At 70.2% G+C, this 21149-nt stretch carries 22 protein-coding genes; 11 read left to right on the plus strand and 11 right to left on the minus strand.

The window, feature by feature from the left end; all coding sequences use genetic code 11:
• Positions 1-126: 126 nt before the first annotated feature.
• Both J2Y46_RS18120 and J2Y46_RS18125 read right to left on the minus strand, forming a co-directional pair.
• Positions 127-696: a DUF6264 family protein gene (locus J2Y46_RS18120; RefSeq protein WP_045296755.1), complete on the minus strand. Its 570-nt coding sequence runs from the start codon at positions 694-696 to the stop codon at positions 127-129.
• Entirely contained in the window at positions 693-1733 is a 1041-nt protein-coding gene (locus tag J2Y46_RS18125) for a 4-hydroxy-3-methylbut-2-enyl diphosphate reductase (protein ID WP_045296810.1), read from the minus strand. Before J2Y46_RS18125 ends, J2Y46_RS18120 begins: the two co-directional genes overlap by 4 nt.
• A gap of 158 nt (positions 1734-1891) precedes the next feature.
• Here J2Y46_RS18125 and xseA point away from each other — a divergent pair, with 158 nt between their 5' ends.
• The 7 genes from xseA (at position 1892) to J2Y46_RS18160 (ending at position 8463) form a co-directional block, all read left to right on the plus strand.
• A complete protein-coding gene (xseA, locus tag J2Y46_RS18130) occupies positions 1892-3190 on the plus strand; it encodes an exodeoxyribonuclease VII large subunit (protein WP_045296753.1) in 1299 nt (432 codons plus the stop codon).
• 83 nt (positions 3191-3273) lie between these two features.
• Positions 3274-3516: an exodeoxyribonuclease VII small subunit gene (locus J2Y46_RS18135; protein WP_045296751.1), complete on the plus strand. Its 243-nt coding sequence runs from the start codon at positions 3274-3276 to the stop codon at positions 3514-3516.
• Positions 3516-4163: a DUF4245 family protein gene (locus J2Y46_RS18140; protein ID WP_045296749.1), complete on the plus strand. Its 648-nt coding sequence runs from the start codon at positions 3516-3518 to the stop codon at positions 4161-4163. The genes J2Y46_RS18135 and J2Y46_RS18140 overlap by 1 nt, the downstream gene beginning before the upstream one ends.
• Positions 4164-4198: 35 nt before the next feature.
• On the plus strand, positions 4199-4810 hold the full coding sequence (locus tag J2Y46_RS18145) for a carbonic anhydrase (RefSeq protein ID WP_310244704.1): 612 nt from the start codon (positions 4199-4201) through the stop codon (positions 4808-4810).
• Between the two features lie 54 nt (positions 4811-4864).
• On the plus strand, positions 4865-6259 hold the full coding sequence (locus J2Y46_RS18150) for a class II fumarate hydratase (RefSeq protein WP_045296747.1): 1395 nt from the start codon (positions 4865-4867) through the stop codon (positions 6257-6259).
• A gap of 48 nt (positions 6260-6307) precedes the next feature.
• Positions 6308-7810 (plus strand): HAMP domain-containing sensor histidine kinase, encoded by a 1503-nt coding sequence (locus tag J2Y46_RS18155; RefSeq protein ID WP_045296745.1) that lies wholly within the window; start codon positions 6308-6310, stop codon positions 7808-7810.
• Positions 7807-8463 (plus strand): response regulator transcription factor, encoded by a 657-nt coding sequence (locus tag J2Y46_RS18160; RefSeq protein ID WP_045296744.1) that lies wholly within the window; start codon positions 7807-7809, stop codon positions 8461-8463. Before J2Y46_RS18155 ends, J2Y46_RS18160 begins: the two co-directional genes overlap by 4 nt.
• 116 nt (positions 8464-8579) lie before the next feature.
• On the opposite strand, the gene J2Y46_RS18165 is transcribed toward J2Y46_RS18160, so the two are convergent.
• The 4 genes from J2Y46_RS18165 to J2Y46_RS18180 form a co-directional block, all read right to left on the minus strand.
• A complete protein-coding gene (locus tag J2Y46_RS18165; RefSeq protein WP_310244242.1) occupies positions 8580-9341 on the minus strand; it encodes a hypothetical protein in 762 nt (253 codons plus the stop codon).
• 168 nt (positions 9342-9509) lie between these two features.
• Positions 9510-10865, minus strand: a complete 1356-nt coding sequence (locus J2Y46_RS18170; protein WP_045296741.1) for a PhoH family protein — start codon at positions 10863-10865, stop codon at positions 9510-9512.
• A gap of 198 nt (positions 10866-11063) precedes the next feature.
• Entirely contained in the window at positions 11064-12194 is a 1131-nt protein-coding gene (locus tag J2Y46_RS18175) for an aminotransferase class V-fold PLP-dependent enzyme (protein WP_310244244.1), read from the minus strand.
• Between the two features lie 36 nt (positions 12195-12230).
• Positions 12231-13016 (minus strand): isoprenyl transferase, encoded by a 786-nt coding sequence (locus J2Y46_RS18180; protein ID WP_310244247.1) that lies wholly within the window; start codon positions 13014-13016, stop codon positions 12231-12233.
• 112 nt (positions 13017-13128) lie between these two features.
• Between J2Y46_RS18180 and J2Y46_RS18185 the strand changes: the two genes are divergently transcribed.
• Entirely contained in the window at positions 13129-13872 is a 744-nt protein-coding gene (locus tag J2Y46_RS18185; RefSeq protein WP_211255845.1) for a hemolysin III family protein, read from the plus strand.
• Between the two features lie 82 nt (positions 13873-13954).
• Here J2Y46_RS18185 and J2Y46_RS18190 read toward each other — a convergent pair whose 3' ends face one another.
• Positions 13955-14275, minus strand: a complete 321-nt coding sequence (locus J2Y46_RS18190; RefSeq protein WP_045296737.1) for a hypothetical protein — start codon at positions 14273-14275, stop codon at positions 13955-13957.
• A gap of 114 nt (positions 14276-14389) precedes the next feature.
• On the opposite strand from J2Y46_RS18190, the gene J2Y46_RS18195 reads away from it, so the two are divergent.
• Positions 14390-14788, plus strand: a complete 399-nt coding sequence (locus J2Y46_RS18195) for a DUF4307 domain-containing protein (protein ID WP_045296736.1) — start codon at positions 14390-14392, stop codon at positions 14786-14788.
• Positions 14789-14919: 131 nt separating this feature from the next.
• A complete protein-coding gene (greA, locus tag J2Y46_RS18200) occupies positions 14920-15411 on the plus strand; it encodes a transcription elongation factor GreA (RefSeq protein WP_045296735.1) in 492 nt (163 codons plus the stop codon).
• A gap of 50 nt (positions 15412-15461) precedes the next feature.
• Here greA and ilvA read toward each other — a convergent pair whose 3' ends face one another.
• Both ilvA and J2Y46_RS18210 read right to left on the minus strand, forming a co-directional pair.
• A complete protein-coding gene (ilvA, locus tag J2Y46_RS18205) occupies positions 15462-16742 on the minus strand; it encodes a threonine ammonia-lyase (protein ID WP_045296809.1) in 1281 nt (426 codons plus the stop codon).
• An 8-nt stretch (positions 16743-16750) separates the two neighbouring features.
• A complete protein-coding gene (locus tag J2Y46_RS18210; protein ID WP_045296734.1) occupies positions 16751-17941 on the minus strand; it encodes an AI-2E family transporter in 1191 nt (396 codons plus the stop codon).
• A gap of 85 nt (positions 17942-18026) precedes the next feature.
• On the opposite strand from J2Y46_RS18210, the gene J2Y46_RS18215 reads away from it, so the two are divergent.
• Positions 18027-19337: a DNA glycosylase AlkZ-like family protein gene (locus J2Y46_RS18215; protein ID WP_310244255.1), complete on the plus strand. Its 1311-nt coding sequence runs from the start codon at positions 18027-18029 to the stop codon at positions 19335-19337.
• 18 nt (positions 19338-19355) lie between these two features.
• On the opposite strand, the gene J2Y46_RS18220 is transcribed toward J2Y46_RS18215, so the two are convergent.
• Positions 19356-20450, minus strand: a complete 1095-nt coding sequence (locus J2Y46_RS18220; RefSeq protein WP_310244257.1) for a DNA glycosylase AlkZ-like family protein — start codon at positions 20448-20450, stop codon at positions 19356-19358.
• 123 nt (positions 20451-20573) lie between these two features.
• Entirely contained in the window at positions 20574-21140 is a 567-nt protein-coding gene (locus tag J2Y46_RS18225; protein ID WP_045296731.1) for a LemA family protein, read from the minus strand.
• Positions 21141-21149 lie beyond the last annotated feature (9 nt).

Below are 21149 nucleotides of genomic sequence, written 5' to 3' on the forward strand. Positions count from 1 at the left end.
CGCAGGAGACACGAGACACACCACCTGCGGGTTCACGTGAATCCGCAGCACGCCCGTGTCGTCACCTGTGAGTATGGACCCGCCGTTGCGGGACATCGCGGCGCGCGATCCGCGCGCCGCGGAAGGTCAGAGCCGCGCGCTGTCGAGGAGCGCCTGCCAGACCGCGGGGTCGTTCGTCAGCGGCGCGACCATCAGCGCGCCCGCGATCAGCGAGAAGACGATGCCGCCCACCAGCGGGATCCACCATGTCAGGCGGGCGCGGCGGATGTTCCAGACCGAGAGGGCCGCCGTGACGCACCAGCCGGCCACGAGGACGAGCACTGCGGCGATCGCCCAGGGTTCTCCGGCGGCGGGATCCGAGAGCTGCACGTCGGCGCCCATCAGCCCGAGCATCGTCTCGGCGTACGAGCCGTAGTCGAGGAACGCCGGCACCGAGGTGATCACGTTGACGAGGCCGTAGGCGAGCAGCGCGAACGTCACGATGCGGTCGACGGGGTGCGGACGCTTCTCGGCGACGGCAGGAGCGGGTGGGATGCCGTCTGCCGGGGCATCCGTCATGATCGGCGCGATCGGCTCCAGCTGCCACGGAGCCGGCTCCTGGATGCGTGCCCGCTGCTCCTCCGGCGTCGCGTACTCGCCGAACTGGGGACGGGGACGCGAGCGCGGATCGGGCTGGGCGTCGACGGCGTCGCTCACGAGCGGGTCCGTCCACCCAGCGCGCGGTCGTCGCGCTTGCCGGCGGCATCCGTTCGCAGCTCCTTCGGAAGGGAGAACTGCAGATCCTCCTCGGCGGTGCGCACCTCTTCGACGTCGCGGTAGCCGGCCGCAGCGAGGTCGTCGAGCACCTGCTGCACGAGCACTTCGGGCACCGACGCGCCGCTGGTGACGCCGACGGTCTCGACCCCCTCGAGCCACGCCTGCTCGACCTCGTCGGCGTAGTCGACGCGGTAGGCGGCCTTCGCGCCGTGCTCCAGCGCGACCTCGACGAGTCGGACACTGTTCGACGAGTTGGCCGACCCGACGACGATCACGAGATCGGCATCCTTCGCGACCTTCTTGATCGCGACCTGGCGGTTCTGGGTGGCGTAGCAGATGTCGTCCGACGGCGGATCCTGCAGCTCAGGGAAGCGCACCCGCAGACGGCGCACGGTCTCCATCGTCTCGTCGACCGAGAGCGTCGTCTGCGACAGCCACACGACCTTCGAGGGATCGCGAACCTCGATGGTGTCGGCCTCCTCGGGCGAGTTCACGATGGTCACATGGTCGGGAGCCTCACCCGCGGTGCCTTCGACCTCCTCGTGGCCGACGTGGCCGATCAGGAGGATCTCGAAGTCGTCCCGCGCGAAGCGCACGGCCTCGCGATGCACCTTCGTGACGAGCGGGCACGTGGCGTCGATGGCGCGGAGACCGCGATCGGATGCCGCGTTCACGACCGCGGGCGACACCCCGTGCGCGCTGAACACGACGTGGGCGCCCGAGGGGACCTCATCCACCTCTTCGACGAAGATGGCGCCCTGTTTCTCGAGCTCGGTGACGACGTGGATGTTGTGCACGATCTGCTTGCGCACGTACACCGGTGCGCCGTAGCGCTCGAGCGCCTTCTCGACGGCGATCACGGCGCGGTCCACCCCCGCGCAGTAGCCGCGCGGGGATGCCAGGAGCACCCGCTTGTGTCCGGCCCCGGCGATATCCTTGAGCGGTTCGCGCCGCCGCGGGATCCGCGGGACGGGCATGCTCACAGGGGCCTGACTCGCTCGGGTCTGTCCCGCGGTGCTGATGCTCACCCCTCGATTCTACGGGCGGGCTCCTGAGCGCGGCCTCCGACCGGGAGCCCGCGGCGCCCGCCGGCCGACCGGCGAGAGCAAGCCCTTCCCGGGCACGAAAGGACCGCATGACGAGTTTCCAGCCCGCCACCGTCCCCGGCGAGCCGCCGCCCCCGGACTCGGTCGCGCCGCGTGACTCCACGGCGCAGGCGCCGACCTCCGTCGCCCGGCTCAACGACACGATCCGCGGTTTCGTCCAGACATGGGGCTCGGTCTGGGTCGAGGGCGAGATCACGGGGTGGAACCAGCGCGGCGGCAACGTCTTCGGCCGCCTGAAGGATCTGGTGACCGACGCCACCGTCTCGTTCCGCATCTGGTCGTCCACGCGAGACCGGCTGCCCGGAGACCTGAAGGTCGGCGACCACGTGATCGCGTGCGTAAAAGCCGACTACTTCGTGAAGAACGGCGACTTCAGCTTCGGCGTCTCGGCGATGCGTCACGTGGGACTCGGCGACCAGCTGGAGAAGCTGGAGCGCCTGCGCGTGCAGCTGCGGTCCGAAGGTCTCTTCGACCCGTCCCGCAAGAAGCCTCTCCCCTTCCTGCCCCACCTCATCGGCCTCATCACCGGCGAGAACTCGGATGCCGAGAAGGACGTCCATCGCAACGCCGAGCTGCGCTGGCCGCAGGTGAGGTTCCAGACGAAATACGCCGCCGTGCAGGGCGACCGGTGCGTTCCTGAGACGATCGCGGCTCTGAAGGCGCTGGATGCCGCACCCGACGTCGACGTCATCATCATCGCCCGCGGCGGCGGCGACCCGCAGACCCTGCTCGGCTTCAGCGACGAACGCCTGATCCGGGCGGTGGCGGCGGCATCCACTCCCGTCGTCAGCGCCATCGGCCACGAGAACGACCATCCGCTCCTCGACGACGTCGCCGACCTGCGCGCGTCGACCCCGACCGACGCCGCCAAACGCGTCGTGCCGGATGTCGCTGAGCAGCGCGCGCTCGTCGGGCAGCTGCGCGCCCGTATGAACACACGGCTCACGCAGCGCATCTCGCACGACATCGCCCAGCTCGAGCAGCTGCGTTCCCGCCCGGTGCTGCGCGACCCCGAGACACTGCTGACCACCCGCTCGCACGAGGTCGAGCTCCTCGCCGCGCGCGGGCGCGATCGCATCGACCGGTCGCTGCGCATCCAGGAGCAGCGCACGGCCGAGCTCCGCGCGACGCTGCGCGCCCTCTCCCCCGCATCGACGCTGGCCCGCGGCTACGCGATCGCGCACCTCGCCGACGGTGTCATCGTGCGCGACGCGACGCAGGCTCCGCCCTCCACCCCCATCGTCGTCACCGTCGGACGCGGCTCGTTCGCGGCACGCTCCGAGGGCGAGATCGCGGAGGACGAGGGCCGGGCGGGCGACGTCGTCTAGCCGAATCGGGCGGGGCGCGGGCCGGTCCTGCGTCCGAACGAGCGGCGCGCGGGGCGGACCCCGCAGCCGAATAGACTGTGACTATGACTGAGACGAGCGGCGCCCTCACGGACGTCGCGACCCTCTCGTTCGAGCAGGCGCGCGATGAACTCGTCCGCGTCGTCGCCGAACTCGAGCAGGGCGCCCCGACCCTCGAGCACTCCCTCGCTCTCTGGGAGCGCGGCGAGGCGCTCGCCGCTCGTTGCGAGGAATGGCTGCTGGGGGCCAAGCGCCGGCTCGAGGCCGCACGCGCCTCCGCCGATCGCGCGCAGGGCGAGGTGCACTGATGGCACGCGGACCACGGATCGTCGCCGAACTCGGTCGCCCCGAGACGCCCGAGGAGACCGCCGACCGCAAGGCCGAGTCGTCGCGGATCTACCGCTCGAGCCAGAACGTGCGCAATCTCATCGCGGCGCTGCTCGCGACGCTGGCGGTCGTGATCGTAATCATCGCCGCCGTGCCCCGCGGCACCCCGCCGCCGCGCGAAGCGATCGACGTCGCCTCGGTCGCAGCGGGCGTCGCCGCCTCCGAGGGGCGCACGGTCATCACTGCGGAGATGTCCGATGCGTGGATCGTGAACCGCGCCGGCATCGAGGGCAACGGCGGGGTCCGCGCGTTCACCGTCGTCTACGCCCCCGCCGAGGAGGACGAGCGCGGCTTCCTGCGCGTCGCGCAGGGATTCGATGCCGACGAGGCGTGGCCGGCCCGCGTGCTCTCGGGCTCCGCCCCGCAGGACACCGTCACGATCGACGGCATCACCTGGGAGCGCTACGAACTCGACCCCGACCGCACCGGGAACATCTCGGTCGCGCTCGCCACCGACGCCGGCACCGACACGGTGCTCATCTACGGCGCCGCCGGCGAGACCGCCCTCGAAGAGACGGCACGCTCCGTCACAGACCAGATCACCGCACTGCGCCAGGAGGCCGAGTGACCGATCAGCCCACCCCCGCGAAGGCCTGGCGGGAGATGCAGCGCGGCAACGCGCGCTTCGTCGCCGGCGAACCCCGCCACCCTCGGCAGGACGCCGACACCCGGCATGAACTCGCGGGAGGGCAGCGACCCCGCGCCGCCCTCTTCGGCTGCGCGGACTCGCGTCTGGCGGCGGAGATCATCTTCGACAAGGGCCTCGGCGACCTCTTCGTCGTCCGCAACGCGGGCCAGGTCGTCTCCGAATCCGTCGTGGGCAGCCTCGAGTACGCCGTCGCGGTGCTCGAAGTGCCCCTCATCGTGGTGCTGGGCCACGACGCCTGCGGCGCAGTCCGCGCGGCGATCGACAGCACCAGCCCCGACGCCGATCCGCTGCCCCCGCACATCTGGCGGCTGATCTCGCCGATCGTGCCCGCGGTGCGCCGCGTCCAGCGGGCGTCCGCCGTGGACGGCGTGTACCCCGACGTGATCGACGCCGAAGAGGTGGGTCGCGAGCATCTCCGCGACACCGTCGGCGAGCTGCTGCACTCCTCCGAGCTGATCAGCTCCGCCGTCGCCGAAGGGCGCCTCGCGATCGTCGGCGCCAACTACCGCCTCGGCGAAGGCACCGCGGTGCCCGACGTCATCGTCGGGATCACCGACACCGCCTGAACACAAAAAAGCTCTGCCAAGACACCCCTGTACCGACACGTGAGGAACAACGACGTGACCGACATCGAGTACCGCATCGAGCACGACACCATGGGCGAGGTGCGCGTTCCCAAGAACGCGCTCTACGCTGCGCAGACGCAGCGCGCCGTCGAGAACTTCCCGATCTCCGGCGACCGGCTCGAGCCCGCCCAGATCGTCGCGCTCGCGCGCATCAAGAAGGCCGCGGCGCTCGCGAACAAGGAACTCGGCACGCTCGACGGCGTCATCGCCGACGCCATCGCCGGCGCCGCCGACCGCATCATCGCCGGCGAGTTCGCCGACCAGTTCCCGATCGACGTCTACCAGACCGGCAGCGGCACGTCGTCGAACATGAACATGAACGAGGTGCTCGCGACCCTCGCCACCCAGGCGCTCGGCGCGACCGTGCACCCGAACGACCATGTCAACGCCTCGCAGTCGTCCAACGACGTGTTCCCGACCTCGGTGCACATCGCCGTGACGCAGGAGCTCATCGACGACCTGATCCCCGCGCTCGACCACCTGGCCGTCGCCCTCGAGGCGAAGGCCGACCTCTGGAAGACCGTCGTCAAGTCCGGCCGCACCCACCTCATGGACGCGACTCCCGTGACCCTCGGGCAGGAGTTCGGCGGCTACGCCCGCCAGATCCGCCTCGGCATCGAGCGCGTGCAGGCCGTACTCCCGCGCGTCGCCGAGGTCCCCCTCGGCGGGACCGCGGTCGGCACCGGCATCAACACTCCGCTCGGCTTCCCACAGCGCGTGATCGAGCTCATCGTCGCCGACACCGAGCTGCCGATCACCGAGGCCAAGGACCACTTCGAGGCCCAGGCCAACCGCGACGGCCTGGTCGAGGCATCCGGCGCCCTTCGCACCATCGCGGTGTCGCTGACCAAGATCAACAACGACCTCCGCTGGATGGGCTCCGGCCCGAACACGGGCCTCGGCGAGCTGCACATCCCCGACCTGCAGCCCGGATCGTCGATCATGCCGGGCAAGGTCAACCCGGTGATCCCCGAGGCCACGCTCATGGTGTGCGCCCGCGTCATCGGCAACGATGCGACCGTCGCATGGGCGGGCGCCTCCGGTGCCTTCGAGCTCAACGTCGCCATCCCGATCATGGGCAGCGCGGTGCTCGAGTCGATCGAGCTGCTCGCGAACACCTCACGGGTGCTCGCCGACAAGACCATCGACGGTCTGGAGGCGAACATCGAGCGCGCCGCGGCGTACGCCGGCATGTCGCCGTCGATCGTCACGCCGCTCAACAAGCTCATCGGCTACGAGGCCGCCGCCAAGATCGCCAAGCACTCCGTCGCGAAGGGCATCACGGTGCGCGAGGCCGTGATCGACCTCGGCTACGTCGAGCGCGGCGAGCTCACGCTCGAGCAGCTCGACGAGAAGCTCGACCTTCTCTCGATGACGCACCCGGGCTGATCCGCCCACCCCATGCCGCCAGCCGTGCGTCGGCGGGATAATCAGGTCATGGCCCGAACGCCCCGCCCGGTTCCCGCGCGCGTCAGGATCCTCGCCGCGATCCTGGCGGTCGCGTGCGTGGGTCTGGCGATCGTGGGCAGCGTCACGTTCCTGGTGCAGCGCGAACAGGCACTCGGCGACGTGAACGAACGTCTCAAGGACCAGGTGAAGGTCCTCGAGGACGTCGCGACCGGTGAAGCGGTCGACCCGACCGACGGTACCTCCGCGGCGGTGGAGGATCTCGACAAGAACGACTTCCAGAACGTCGACGATTACCTGAACGCGGTGGTGGCACGCTTGGTCCCTGCTCGCAACGAGGCGTCGCTCGCTCTGATCGACGGAGTTCCGCGATGGGCGCCGCAGACGTTGTCGGGCTTCAGCATCGCTGAGAACAAGCAGCTCATCGATCGGGTCGTCCGGGAGACTGCGAAAGGCGACACGAAGCGGGGCACCGCCGTCACCGACCAGGGTTCGCTCCGCTACATCGCGATCCCGGTGAGCATGGCCGGCGATCCGCGACAGGGCCTGTACGTCCGCGCGGTCGATCTGAGCGCGGAGCTGCAGCCGGTGACCTTCGCCATGACGACGTACGTCATCGCAGCGGTCGCCGTGCTGTTCGCGATCGGGATCGTGGGGTGGTTCGTCACCGGCCGGCTGCTGTCGCCGATCCGCCGCCTCCGCGAGACGGCCGACGCCATCTCGATCACCGACCTCTCGCATCGACTCGAGCCCCAGGGCAATGACGACATCGCCGACCTGTCGCGCACGGTCAACTCGATGCTCGATCGCCTGGAGGATTCCGTCGATGTGCAGCGACAGCTTCTCGACGACGTGCGCCACGAGCTGAAGACGCCGATCACGATCGTGCGGGGTCACCTCGAGCTCATGAATCCGCAGGATGCGGCGGACGTGGCGTCCGCCCGGGACATCGGCATCGCGGAGCTCGACCGGCTCACGCGGCTCGTCGAGGACATCGACCTGCTGGCCACCGCCGAGGCCGACTCCTACAGCCTCGGAACGGTCGACCTCGCCTCGCTCACCGAGCGGGTGGGCGAGCTCGTCGCCGTCATCCCCGGGCACCACTGGACGATCGAGGCCCGTGCCGAGGGCGTCACGGTCGGCGACCAGGACCGCCTGCTGCAGGCATGGCTGCAGCTCGCCGACAACGCCGCCAAATACACGCCCGAAGGCAGCCCCATCGAGATCGGCAGTGCCCACTCCGATGACGGCTCACGCCTCTGGGTGCGCGATCACGGGCCCGGCATCCCACCCGGAGCGCGGGCCAGGATCTTCCGCCGCTTCGACCGCGCGCACGTGAAGCGCTCGGTGGGCGGGTCCGGTCTCGGCCTCGCCATCGTCGATGCGATCGCGAAGGGCCACGGCGGGCACTGCGTCGTCACCGATACGCCGGGCGGCGGCGCGACATTCACGATCCACCTGCCTCCCACAGAGGCCGAACTGCCGGCACCGGTTCGTGCCGGAGACGTGCTGCAACGGGAGGCCGCCGGATGACCAGGATCCTCATCGTCGAGGACGAACCTCGGATCGCCGCGTTCGTGAGTCGCGGCCTCGAGGCCGCCGGCTACGAGACGCTCGTCTTCGAGGACGGCCCGGAAGGACTCGAATCGGCGCTGCGCGGGGATGCCGATCTCGTGCTCCTCGATGTCGGCCTGCCCACGATGGACGGCTTCGAGGTGCTGCGCGAGCTGCGGGCCCGAGGTTCCGCGGTGCCGGTGATCATGCTCACCGCGCGTTCCAGTACGCGGGACACGGTCACCGGGCTGGACGCGGGCGCCAACGACTACGTACCGAAGCCGTTCACGTTCGAGGAGCTGCTGGCACGCGTGCGCTCGCGCCTGCGTGAGAGCGTGCCGCAGCCCGGCGTCGCGATCTCGCACGGCGACGTGGTGCTCGACATCCTCGCCCGCCGCGCGACCGTCGACGGCCGCGAAGTCGATCTGTCGGCGCGCGAGTTCTCCCTCGCGGAACAGTTCCTGCGCAACCCCGGCCGCGTGCTCAGCCGGGAGCAGCTGCTGAGCCGGGTGTGGGGTCTCGACTTCGACCCCGGTTCGAACGTGGTCGATGTGTACGTGCGGTACCTGCGCGGCAAGCTCGGCGCCGACCACATCGTCACGGTCCGCGGCGCGGGCTACCGCTGGGAGTGAGCCGCCACCGGGTCAGCCATGATCCGGGGTGCACACGCGCCGCAGGCAGGAAGAAGCCCCCGGCGCTGGGGGACGCCGGGGGCTGTGAAAGGCCGGACTGGGGGATCCGGCCGTTGTCAGTCGCGCCTGTCTGGGGAATTGCGCGACTGGTCCTTCTTCCCGTCGTTGCCGGCGCCGTTGCCGTTTCCGACGTTCGATCCCGCGTGCGCGGGAGGCTTCTGACCGGTCCACTGCTGACCGGACTCCTTCTGCTGCTTCTGGGGCCGCTGCTGTGCGGGGACCTTATGCCCCGGTGCGGGAGCCTGGACGACGCCCTGCCGCTGAGCGGTGGAGTCGTTCGATTCACTCGAACTGTTGGCGCCGCCCGACTTGTTCCCCTCGTCCAGGGGGTTCTGGTCGGTGATCTCGCGCTCCAGCCGTGCGATCAGCGCATCGAGCCGGCCGCTGGGCCAGCCGTGCGAGTCCGCCCAGGTGCGCAGCGCGTCCCAGGTGCCTGCGGCCTTCGCGGCGGCGATGGCCGAGTCGATGTCGCCGGTCGCTGCGGGAGGTGCCGGAGCGGCGGGCGCATTCTCGGGCGCTGCGGTCGCCGGTGTGCGCGGGCTGATCGACGGGGGCGGCACGACCTCGACGGGTTCGGGCGCCTGGACCACTTCCGGCTCGGCCGAGGGGGTCAGGGCGTCGGGTGTCGTGGCCTGCGCAGGCTGGGGCGCCGCCGACGGGGCTCCCGCCGCGGGGACGACGACGCGCTTGGACGCGATGCTCGTGCCCGGCGAGTCGGCCAGGGCCGCGGTGTTCGCGAGGGCGACGGCGGTCACGACCGCGACGCTCGCCGCGACAGCGGTCATGCCGCCGATCACGAGCCCCGTGCGTACGTGCAATTCTCGCCTGCCCTCCCTGTGCGCGGAATCGTTTCCCCTCATCCATGGTGACAGACCGATCGCGCGGTATGCGCCGCCGGCGATGAGACTTTCCTCATGCGCGCACGACGCAGCGGGCCGGGATCCGGCACCCCGACCCGCTGCATCGTCAGCTGATGGCAGTGGCGCTCAGGCGAGTTCTCCCGCCTCCAGGAGGTCGGTGACGAGCGCGGCGATGGCCGACCGCTCCGACCGCACCAGCGTCACGTGGCCGAACAGCGCATGGCCCTTGAGCGTCTCGATGACCGAGGCGACACCGTCGTGGCGCCCGACCCGCAGGTTGTCGCGCTGGCCTACGTCGTGGGTGAGGACGACGCGCGAGTTCTGCCCGATGCGGCTCAGCACCGTCAGCAGCACGTTGCGCTCGAGCGACTGCGCCTCATCGACGATCACGAACGCGTCATGCAGCGAACGACCGCGGATGTGCGTCAGCGGCAGCACCTCGAGGAGGCCTCTTTCGACCACCTCGTCGAGCACGTTGGTCGACACGACGGAGCCGAGCGTGTCGAAGACCGCCTGGCCCCACGGGTTCATCTTCTCCTGCTGGTCCCCCGGCAGGTAGCCGAGCTCCTGCCCGCCGACGGCGAACAGGGGCCGGAACACGATGATCTTGCGCTGCTGCTGCCGTTCGAGCACCGCCTCCAGCGCCGCGCACAGGGCGAGCGCCGACTTGCCGGTGCCGGCGCGGCCACCGAGCGACACGATGCCGACCTCGGGGTCGAGAAGCAGGTCGATGGCGATCCGCTGCTCGGCAGACCGCCCGTGCAGGCCGAACACCTCGCGGTCGCCGCGCACCAGACGGTACTCGCCGTCACCGACCACGCGACCCAGCGCCGAGCCTCGCTCGGAGTGGATGATCAGGCCCGTGTTCACCGGGAGTCCCTGCACGTCCTCACTGGAGGCGACTTCGCTCTCGTAGAGGTCGCTGATGTCGTCGCCCGACACATCGAGCTCGGAGATGCCGGTCCAGCCGGAATCGACCGCCTGCTCGGCGAGGTACTCCTCCGCGGTGATGCCGAGCGACGCCGCCTTGACCCGCATCGGCAGGTCCTTCGAGACGACGGTGACCTCCTGCCCGTCCTGGGCGAGGTTCATCGCGATGGCGAGGATCCGGCTGTCGTTGTCACCGAGCCGCATCCCCGAGGGGAGGACCGTCGCATCGGTGTTGTTCAGCTCGACGCGGAGCGTGCCGCCCTGACCGACCGGAACGGGGAAATCGAGGCGTCCATGCTCGACGCGGAGTTCGTCGAGATGGCGCAGCGCCTGCCGGGCGAAGTAGCCGATCTCGGGATCATGCCGCTTGCCCTCCAGCTCCGTGATCACCACGACGGGGATCACGACGCTGTGCTCGGCGAAGCGGAAGAACGCCCGCGGATCGCTCAGCAGCACCGAGGTGTCGAGAACATAGGTCCGCAGATCCTGATCGGAATCGGCGACCCGCTCGAGGTCCTGACTGCGCTGCTCGTGTGGTGCTCGTGTGGTCACAACCCACTCCCGCCCCGGGTGCTTCACCCGGCAGTCACGAGTCGACCATGGGTCACGAGTCGCGATCCGGAAGGCCGACTCGACCGGGCTCCTTGCCCGATGCGCTCACGCTAAGGCCGCCCTGCGACAACGGACGCGCCCGACACGCAAGATCGCGTGACATGTTGGTTAACGGATGCTGCACACGCCGCATCCACGTCACCAGACGCGTGAGGACGAAAAGGCCGCGAGCGCGTCGCCGAACAGCCGCAGCGTGTCGGCACCGGTGCCGACGTGCGGGGCGACCCGGATGCGACCGCTGCGCGTGGTGACGGTCAGGCCGTGGTTCGCGAGCGAGGCGGCGAGCGGGGCCGCATCCTGCGCGGCGGGCTCCAGGGTCACGATGCCCGCGTGCCGCCCGGGTTCGCGGGGAGTGACCACCGGCACCTCGTACCGGTCGGCGAAGAACATGACGTCCGCAGCGCGCGCCGCCAGGAGCGCCTCGATCTCGGCGACGCCCACGTCGACCACCTCGCGAAGCGCCGTGGCCAGGCGTGCGGCAGCCAGCGTGTCGAGGCCTGCCACCGAGAACGCCTGGGCGGAGGCCGACGGAGCCGGCACTGCGTCGACGGGCAGTTCGCCGTCGACGCCCTGGAAACCCGACAGCACGGGCGCGATGCGCTCGAGCGCGCGGTCGCCGAACCAGGCGAACCCGGTGCCGCGGCCGGCGCGCAGCCATTTGTAGCCGTTCGCGCAGACCACGTCGGCAGCGAGGTAGTCGGCCTCGACCATGCCGAAGCCCTGGACGGCGTCGACGATGAGAAGGCGATCGCCGATCACCTCGCGGATCGCCGACAGGTCGGTGCGGTACCCGGTGCGGAAGTCGACGAGGCTGACCGCGACGGCGCGGGTGTCGTCGGAGAGTGCCGAGCGGATCGCATCGGGTGTCATGAAGCCGTCAGGCGGCTCGACCCACTGCAGCTGCACCGATCCGAACGCCTCCGAGGCGCGTGTGGCCGCGACCGTGAGACTCGGGAACTCGCCGCGACCGAGCATGAGCCCGCCGGCGAGCCCGTAGATCGCGTGCATGAGCCCGTACGTGGTGGATGGCTGCAGCACCACGTGCGAGGCATCCGTCCCGATCAGCTCCGCGACCAGCTCGCGGGCCTCACGCACGTGCTCGGCGACGAGCTCGATGCTCGTGCGGCGGCCAGAGCCGAGCAGCTCGGTGTCCCCCTGCGCCTCGCTGCGGACCGCAGGAGAGAGCGGCCCGAACGCCGCCCAGTCCAGATACCCCGGTTCCCCATCGAACGACGCCAGATATGAATCCAGATCCGTCACGCGGATCATTCTGGCAGAGGTGCGAACCCCGGTGTGACAGGCCGATCAGCCGCCGTATCGGCGGTCCCGCGAGGCGAAGTCGCGGATGGCGCGCAGGAAGTCCACCTCGCGCAGATCCGGTCCGAGCGCCTCGACGAAGTAGAACTCCGAGTGCGCCGACTGCCACAGGAGGAAATCGCTCAGCCGCTGCTCTCCCGAAGTGCGGATGACGAGGTCCGGATCGGGCTGGCCGCCGGTATAGAGGTGCTCGCCGATCTGCTCGGGCGTGAGACTCGCCGCCAGCTCCTCGAGCGACCCGCCACGCTCGTCATGCTGGGCGATGATGCTGCGCACGGCGTCGACGATCTCACCCCGGCCGCCGTAGCCGACCGCGAGGTTGACATGCATCCCTGCGTTGTCCTTCGTGCGGGTCTCGACGTCCGCGAGCACGCGCCTGAGGTCCTCCGGCAGTGGGTCGGCCCGCCCCACGTGCTTCACGCGCCAGTCGCGCTCGTGCGAGAGCTCATCGGCGAGCTCGGCGATGATCTCGATGAGGTCGGACAGCTCCCGCGAATCGCGTTTGCGCAGGTTGTCGTTCGACAGGAGGTACAGCGACACGACACGGATGCCCACGTCGTCGCACCAGCGGAGGAACTCCTTCATCTTGGCCGCGCCCGCGCGATGGCCGTGCGCGGCGGAGTCGTAGCCGAGCTGTTTGGCCCACCGGCGGTTGCCGTCGATCATCATCGCGAGGTGGCGGGGAACGGATGCCGGGTCCAGACGTCGACGGAGGCGGTTGATGTAGAGCCGATACAGGGGCCCCCTGCCCTCGTTCGTCTCGCCGCGCGCCACACGCCTACGCTACCCCGGTCGCGACGTCGACCCTAGCGTGCGACCCAGTACCGCTTCCCCCGCGACCGGGCATGTTCCCCTCGCGGCATGCACCCCCCTCTACGCTGGGCACATGAGCCGTCGTCGCAGTCTTCCCCGGGCCCCTGAGGTCCCCGTGCTGCCGCTGATGGATGCCGCGGCCGTCGACGCCTCGACGCCCGATCTCAAGCCGACGTGGCGCGGCTGGATCCACGCGGCGACCTTCCCCATCGCGATCGCGGCCGGCATCGTGCTCATCGTCCTCGCGCAGGGCGCGCCGGCGAAGTGGGCGTCGGCGGTGTTCATGGCCACCTCGCTGCTGCTCTTCGGCAACTCCGCGCTGTACCACCGGTTCGACTGGAAGCCGAAGACCAAGGCGATCCTCAAGCGCATCGACCACGCCAACATCCTGCTGCTGATCGCGGGCACCTATACTCCGATCGCGGTGCTCGCACTGCCACCCCAGCAGGGAGCGCTTCTGCTGGTCCTCGTCTGGAGCGGCGCGCTGCTCGGCATCCTCTTCCGCGTCTTCTGGATCCACGCCCCGCGTTGGCTCTATGTCGCCCTGTATCTCCTCCTGGGATGGGCGGCCGTCATGTACATCGTGCCGCTGTTCCGGGCCAGCGCGGCCATGATGGTCCTCGTCGCCATCGGCGGCCTGCTCTACACCGGCGGCGCCGTCGTCTACGCGCTCAAGCGCCCCAACCCGTGGCCCGGCCACTTCGGGTTCCACGAGATCTTCCACGTCTGCACGGTGCTGGCATTCCTCTGCCACTGGACGGCGTGCCTCATCATCGCGCTGCACCCGTACTCTCCGTCACTGGGGCTTGCGAACTGAGGACGAGACGGTCCCCGCGCCCCTCGGGCGCGCGGGTCCGGCTGCGGGCCGCAGCATCCGTCGCCGCCACCGCTCGGGCGGCTCAGCCCTTGGGCGGCGCCGCGGCGTCCCCGCGCCCCTCGTCGGCCGCCGGGTCGATGCTCTGGTCGTCGACCTCGGTGGCCTCCGTGGCGCGCGCCGCCTGCTCCTCGGCGTCCAGCTGCTCCTGGATGTCGGCGCGCACGCGGCCCCGGCGGATGCGACGCATCATGTCCCAGATCAGGAAGATCACGGCGATCGCGATGAGCGCGGTGAACAGGAATCCCACGACTCCCGGGCTCACGAGGTTCGGATCGACCGCGGGAGTGGGAGTCGGCGTCGGAGTCGTCGCGGCGGAAAGGAGTGCGACGATCGCGTGCTGCATGGGGTCCTCGCTCTGCCCGCGGGGCGGGCTGTGTCATCGGGGGTGCGCGCGAGCGCATAGCCTGGAGTTCCAGCCTAATCTTCCGATCCGACCCGACGAGCCCGAAGGAGCGGCATGACCACGCAGGACATGCTCGACGAGCGGTACGGCCGCCGCCGCTCCCCCGCACGGGCGTGGCTCATCGGCGCCGGCATCGTCGTCGCGGTCGGCGTCGTCGGCCTCTTCGGCTGGTTCACGGTGCGGGGGTCGCTCAACTCCGTCGACTCGGACACGACATCGTTCGAGGTCGTCGACGAGCACTCCGTGATGCTCGGATTCCAGATCAGCAATCCCCCCGGCGCCGCGGTCGCATGCGCGATCGAGGCGCAGGACGAGGAGCACGGAGTGGTGGGCTGGCGGATCGTCGAGCTGCCGGCATCCGACCTCCACGCGCGCGCTTTCCGCGAGGCGATCCCGACGACCGCGCTCGCCACCACCGGCTTCGTGAATTCGTGCTGGGTGCTGCCCGGATGAGTTTGTCCGAACAGGCGCCGTGACGTAGTCTGGCGGGACATCAGTAGAATCGCGCCCTGGCCGTGAGCCGGGGCGTTCGGTTTATGCCCGTACCGCTCCGGTCGGCAGCGGGCCCAACGAAGGAGTCAGCCGTGTCCACCGACGCCCCCGTGACCTTCCTCACCCAGGACGCCTACGATCGCCTGGCCGCCGAGCTCGAGCACCTCTCCACCACCGGCCGCGAGGAGATCGCCAAGCGCATCGAGGCCGCGCGCGAAGAAGGCGACCTCAAGGAGAACGGCGGCTACCACGCCGCCAAGGACGAGCAGGGCAAGCAGGAGGCGCGCATCCGCACGCTCCAGCACCTGCTCAAGACCGCGACGGTCAGCGAGGCGCCCGAGAGCAACGGAGTCGTCGAGCCCGGCACCGTCATCACCGCGATCGTGGCGGGCGGCGAAGAGGTCTTCCTGCTCGGCAACCGCGAGATCGCCGTCGGCTCGGAGCTCGACGTCTACAGCGAGGCTTCGCCTCTGGGCGTCGCCATCCTTGGCCGCAAGGAGGGCGAGAAGACGTCGTACACCGCCCCCAACGGCCGTGAGATCGCCGTCGAGATCGTCAAGGTCGAGACCTACAACGGGCAGTGACCCGACTGCGGCCCCAGCGGGTCCTCTGAGGCCGCCGGACGCGGCTTCGCCTAGTCCGGAACGACCGTGGGCGCGTAGCCCGCATCCTCGAGCACCGAGATGACATGCGCGCGGTGCTCCTCGCCGCGCGTCTCGACGCTCAGCTGCAGGATCACCTCGCTGATCTGGATGCCCTGCCCGTGGCGGGTGTGCAGCACCTCGATGACGTTCGCCCCGGCGATCGCCAGCAGCTCCGACACGCGCGCGAGCTGACCGGGGCGGTCCGGCAGCGGGATGCGCAGCGTCATGTACCGACCGGATGCCGCGAGCCCATGCGCGACGACGCGCTGCAGCAGCAGCGGATCGATGTTGCCGCCCGAGAGCACCGTGACGGTCGGACCGGTGGCGACGACCTTGCCGGCCAGGATCGCCGCGACACCCACCGCGCCCGCGGGTTCGACGACCTGCTTGGCGCGTTCGAGCAGCACCAGCAGGGCGCGGGCGATGTCGTCCTCGGTCACCGTCACGACCTCGTCGACGAGATCGCGGATGATCTGGAAGGGCAGGTCCCCCGGCCGGGCGACCGCGATCCCGTCGGCGATCGTCGGCGATGTCGGGACCTCGAGCGGATGCCCCGCCTCGAGCGACGCCGGATACGCGGCGGAGTTCTCGGCCTGCACGCCGATCACCCGAACCGTACGGCCCTCCGCCGCGGCGCGCGCCTTGACCGCGGCGGCGACGCCGGCGACGAGTCCTCCCCCGCCGATGCCGAGGACGACGGTGTCGAGGTCGGGCAGCTCGTCCATGAGCTCGAGGCCCAGGGTCCCCTGACCGGCGATGACGTCGTGGTGGTCGAACGGGTGGATGAAGACGGCGCCCGTGCGCTCGGCGAACTCCGCTGCAAGGCGCAGCGGCGTCTCGACGGTGGCGCCCTCCAGCACCACGTCGGCGCCGTACCCGCGCGTGGCGAGGAGCTTCGGCACCGGCACGCCGAGGGGCATGAAGATGGTCGCATGGATCCCGAGCGCCTTCGCCGCGAGCGCCACGCCCTGCGCGTGGTTGCCTGCCGAGGCGGCCACGACGCCGCGGGCGCGCTCCTCGGCGGTGAGCCGCGACAGGCGGTAGGTCGCCCCGCGGATCTTGAACGACCCGGTGCGCTGCAGGTTCTCGAGCTTGAGGTGCACCGGCACGCCCAGGACGTCCGACAGGTGCAGCGAGGCGTCGAGCGGGGTGTGCGCGATGACACCCTCGAGGGTGGCGGCAGCATCCTCGAAGTCCGCGAGCGTCGGAACGGCCGAGGCGAGCGCCGCCGGGGCGGGCGCGGTCTGGGCGGCCTGATCGGCGGATGACATGGCGGTGGTCACGAACGGACTCTCCTCTGCCGGGGGACGGTACTCCAGATGAGATCCCCGGTGGGTCTGGCGCCGGTCTCCCACGCGCGTTCGGCCAGGTAGACCGCCACGACGTTCACGAACGCGGCGAGCGGCACGGCGAAGAGGGCTCCCGGGATCCCTGCGATCATGGCACCGCCCGCGACCACGAGCACCACCGCGAGCGGGTGGACCTTGACGGCGGAGCCCATCAGGAGCGGCTGGAGCACATGACCTTCGAGCTGCTGCACGCCCAGGACGACCACGAGCATCCACAGCGCGATCCACGGACCGTTGTAGACGAGCGCGAGGAAGACGGCGACCGTTCCGGTGACCACGGCACCGACGATCGGCACGAACGCGCCGAGGAACACGAGCACGGCGACGGGGATCGCCAGGGGCACCCCGAGGAGCGCGGCGCCCAGACCGATGCCGACGGCGTCGATCGTCGCGACGAGAAGCTGCGTGCGCGCGTAGTTGACGACGGTGATCCATCCCGCGCGGCCGGCGCCGTCGGCGGCGGGTCGCGCCTTCTTGGGGAACAGCCGCAGGGTCCAGCGCCAGATGCCTGCGCCGTCGGCGAGCAGGCACAGCAGGATGAAGAACGCGAGCACGGCGCCGGTGACGACGTGGCCGATCGTGGAGCCGATGGCGAGTGCGCCCGACCACAGCAGCTCGGCCTGCTGCTGCAGGAAGGTCCAGCCCTGTGCGAGGAGGTCGTCGATCTGGTCCTCGCTCAGGTGGAGGGGGCCGTCGATGAGGTACTGCCGGAACTGCTCGATCGCCGCGACGGTGCTCGCCTGCACCGAGCCCCACTGCTGCATGATCTGCCAGACCACGAGCCAGAGCAGCCCTGACACGATCGCGATGGTGCCCACCACTGCGATGACGATCGCCAGCCAGCGCGGCACGCGGCGCCGCAGCATCCAGGTGAAGGCGGGCCACAGCAGTGCGGTGATGAGGATGGCGATGAGGAGCGGGATCACCAGCAGCTTCAGCTGTATGACGAGCCACACGCCGACCCCGATCGCGGCGGCGACGACGATGAGCCGCCACGAGTAGGCGGTCGCGACGCGGAGGCCGTGCGGGACCGCCGCGGACGTCTCGGTCGACACGACTCTGCTGCGGTCGCGGACGGCGTCGAAGAGGGAGCCGCGGGGCTTTTCGTCGGGGCCGCTCATTGACCCAGTCTAGGCGCGTCGCATTCCGCGCCGGTCATGAACGGCCGTCGGCGCGATGTCCGCGCCCCGGGCTACGCTGGCGCGCGTGAAGTCCTCACTCAGCGCCGCGGAGGCGCGCCGCGTCGCTCTCGCCGCCCAGGGGTTCGGGCGACCCCGACCCACCGCCGCCGGCACCCGGCAGCTGAACGGCGCACTGGCACGCATGGCGACGCTTCAGATCGACTCGGTCAACGTCTTCGCCCGTTCCCACTACATGCCGTTGTTCTCGCGCGTCGGCGCCTATGACACCGCCGCGCTCGACCGCCTGCTGTTCGCGCGGCGCTCACCCTACGTCGAGTATTGGGCTCACGTCGCCGCCTTCATCCCGGCCGAAGACTGGGGACTGTTCGATTTCCGCATGCAGGCCTTGCGTGCGAAGTACGGCAAGCCCGGTGGCTGGTTCGACGCGAACCGCGACATCGTCGACTGGGTGCGCGCCGAGCTCGCCGATCGCGGTCCGCTTCGCCCGGCGCAGATCGAGCACGACGCCAAAGAGAGCGCGCGCGGCCCCTGGTGGGACTGGGACGTCGTCAAGCAGGCCCTCGAATATCTCTGGATGTTCGGCGAGGTGGCGATCGCCGGCCGTCGCGGCTTCGAGCGACGGTACGGCCTCGCCGAACAGGTGATCCCACGCCACGTGCTGGAGGCGCCGGTCCCCCGTGATGACGCGGTGCACGAGCTCACCCGTCGCGCGGCGCGCGCGTACGGGGTCGCGACCGCCGCCGACATCGCCGACTACTGGCGTATCGCCGACCGCAAGGCCGTGACGACCGCCCTGGGCGACCTGGTCGACGCCGGCGAACTGCACCCGATCACCGTCGAAGGGTGGACGACCGCCGGTCGCCCGGCCAAGGCGTGGCTGCACGCCGACGCCGTCGTGCCCCGCAAAGTCGACGCCGCCGCGATCCTGACGCCCTTCGACCCGGTCGTGTGGTTCCGCGATCGTGCCGAGCGGCTCTTCGACTTCGAGTACCGCATCGAGATCTACACACCGGCACCGCGTCGCCGGTTCGGGTACTACTCGCTGCCCGTGCTCATCGGCGACGACATCGTCGGCCGCGTCGATCTGAAAGCCGACCGCGCCGCCTCGAGACTGCTCGTGCAGTCCGCGTGGTGGGAGCACGGCGGGCCTCCCGATGCTGCGCCTCGCCTCGCCGACGAACTCCGGCTCGCCGCAGCCTGGCAGGGCCTCGAGTCCCTCTCCGTCTCACGCTGGGGCGATGCCACCGACGACCTCGCCCGGGTCCTGCCCGAGGCGACGCGCCACGAGGCGGGTCCAGCGGAGCCGGTGCCGCTCGCCCCGGACGAGCCCGTCGCAGGCGCACGAGACCTCGACGTCGAGGCGCTCGCGGGCTGATCCGGCGATCGACCGGACTCAGGCGCCCGGACCGACCACCTCGAGCCCGAGCCAGCGGGCGAGGTCCTGGATCTCGGCGTCCACGGACTCTCTGACCTCGTCGGTGAACGGCTCGTCTTCGTGCACGGCATGCACGCGGAGCAGGCCCGCCCGGCGGTCGGCTTTGGCGTCGAGCTTTCCGACGAAGCGGTCGCCGTGAAGGATCGGCAGCGCGAAGTAGCCCCACCGCCGCTTCGCAGCCGGCTTGTACATCTCCAGCAGGTACTCGTAGCCGAAGAGCTCTTCGAGCCGCCGCCGATCGAACACGAGACGGTCGAACGGCGACAGCAGTGCGGTGCGCCCCACGAAGACGTCGGCCGCGGCCAGGGCGTCCGCGTCGACGCGCCAGACGCCGTCGACCCCGTCGACGACGGCTTGTTCGCCGATCTCACCGACGTCGATCGGTTCGAACGGCTGGGCGATGCCCTTCACCCTCGCGATCCCGAGCGACGCGAGCCGACGCTCTGCGCGCTCGCGCCCGGCGTCCTCGTCGGTCAGATGCGGCACTTCCCTCGGGTACACGCGATCGGCCACGTCGAACAAGCGGCCCCGGGCATCTCGCGACGACACGGCCACATCGCCGCACAGCACCAGCATCTCGAGGAGCTGCATCGAGTTGCGGTTGTTCGTCCAGCCTGACGAACGCCACGACACCTGCGCGGCGTCGGGGATGTCAGCCGCCCGCAGCGGCCCCTCGGCACGAAGTCGCGCGAGGACCTCGCGCCGGAAGGCCTCGTTCGCCGCGAGCCACTCGCGCGCCTGCGCGGATTCGGGTCGGCGCCGCATCTCGGGGATGAGCAGGGCGAGGTCGGTCATGGCGCGGTAGAAGCCGCCCCATTCGAACACCGCCCGGTCCTCTTCGCACAGACGCACCAGGTCGGCAGGCTGATAGGGCCACCCGAGCCGGCTCCACAGGATGAGGTCGGCACTGGGCGCGATCGCGGCGGTCGGCTCGATGTTCACCACGGTGAGCGCGTCGATCGTCTCGACGATCCCCGCCGGCCTCTCAGCCGTCAGAAGCTGCCCGCGCAGCGCGACGCGGCGCGCCTGCTCGCGGCTCAGCCGATGGACCATGTCCCGACGCTATCGCCGACGTCCGACGTCCGACGTGCGTCACGCGGTTTCGACCCGCTCCGCTCGCTCAACCTTGAATCGAACCGCATCAACGCTGCCTCGTCGCATTGACCCGGCCCCGACTCAGAACTGAACGCGCGGGGGCTCCGAGATCGCGGCGCCGTCGATCACCTCGAAGAACTCGCGCTCATGGAATCCCAGGTTGCGCGCGAACAGGTTGTTCGGGAAGACCTTGATCTTCGTGTTGAGCTCGCGGACGCCGCCGTTGTAGAACCGGCGCGAGGCCTGGATCTTGTCTTCCGTGTCGACGATCGACTGCTGCAGCTGCAAGAAGTTCTGGCTCGCCTGCAGCTGCGGATAGGCCTCGGCCACCGCGAACAGCGACTTCAGCGCCTGCTGCAGATGTCCCTCGGCGACGCCCGCCTCAGCGGGGCCCGACGCCGACAGCGTCTCTGCGCGGGCCCTGGTCACGTTCTCGAACACCGCCTTCTCGTGAGCCGCGTAGCCCTTGACGGCCTCGATGAGGTTCGGCAGCAGGTCCGCGCGTCGCTTGAGCTGCACCGTGATGTCGCTCCACGCCTCGTCCACCCGCACATTCAGCTGGACGAGCGAGTTGTACGTCGCCCAGAGATAGATGCCGACGATGACGACGAGCGCCAACACGATGAGGACTGGGATCAGCCATTCCATTGCCGAGGC

Origin of the sequence: Microbacterium sp. BE35 (assembly GCF_031457705.1) — a bacterium.
Taxonomy (GTDB): Bacteria; Actinomycetota; Actinomycetes; order Actinomycetales; family Microbacteriaceae; genus Microbacterium; species Microbacterium trichothecenolyticum.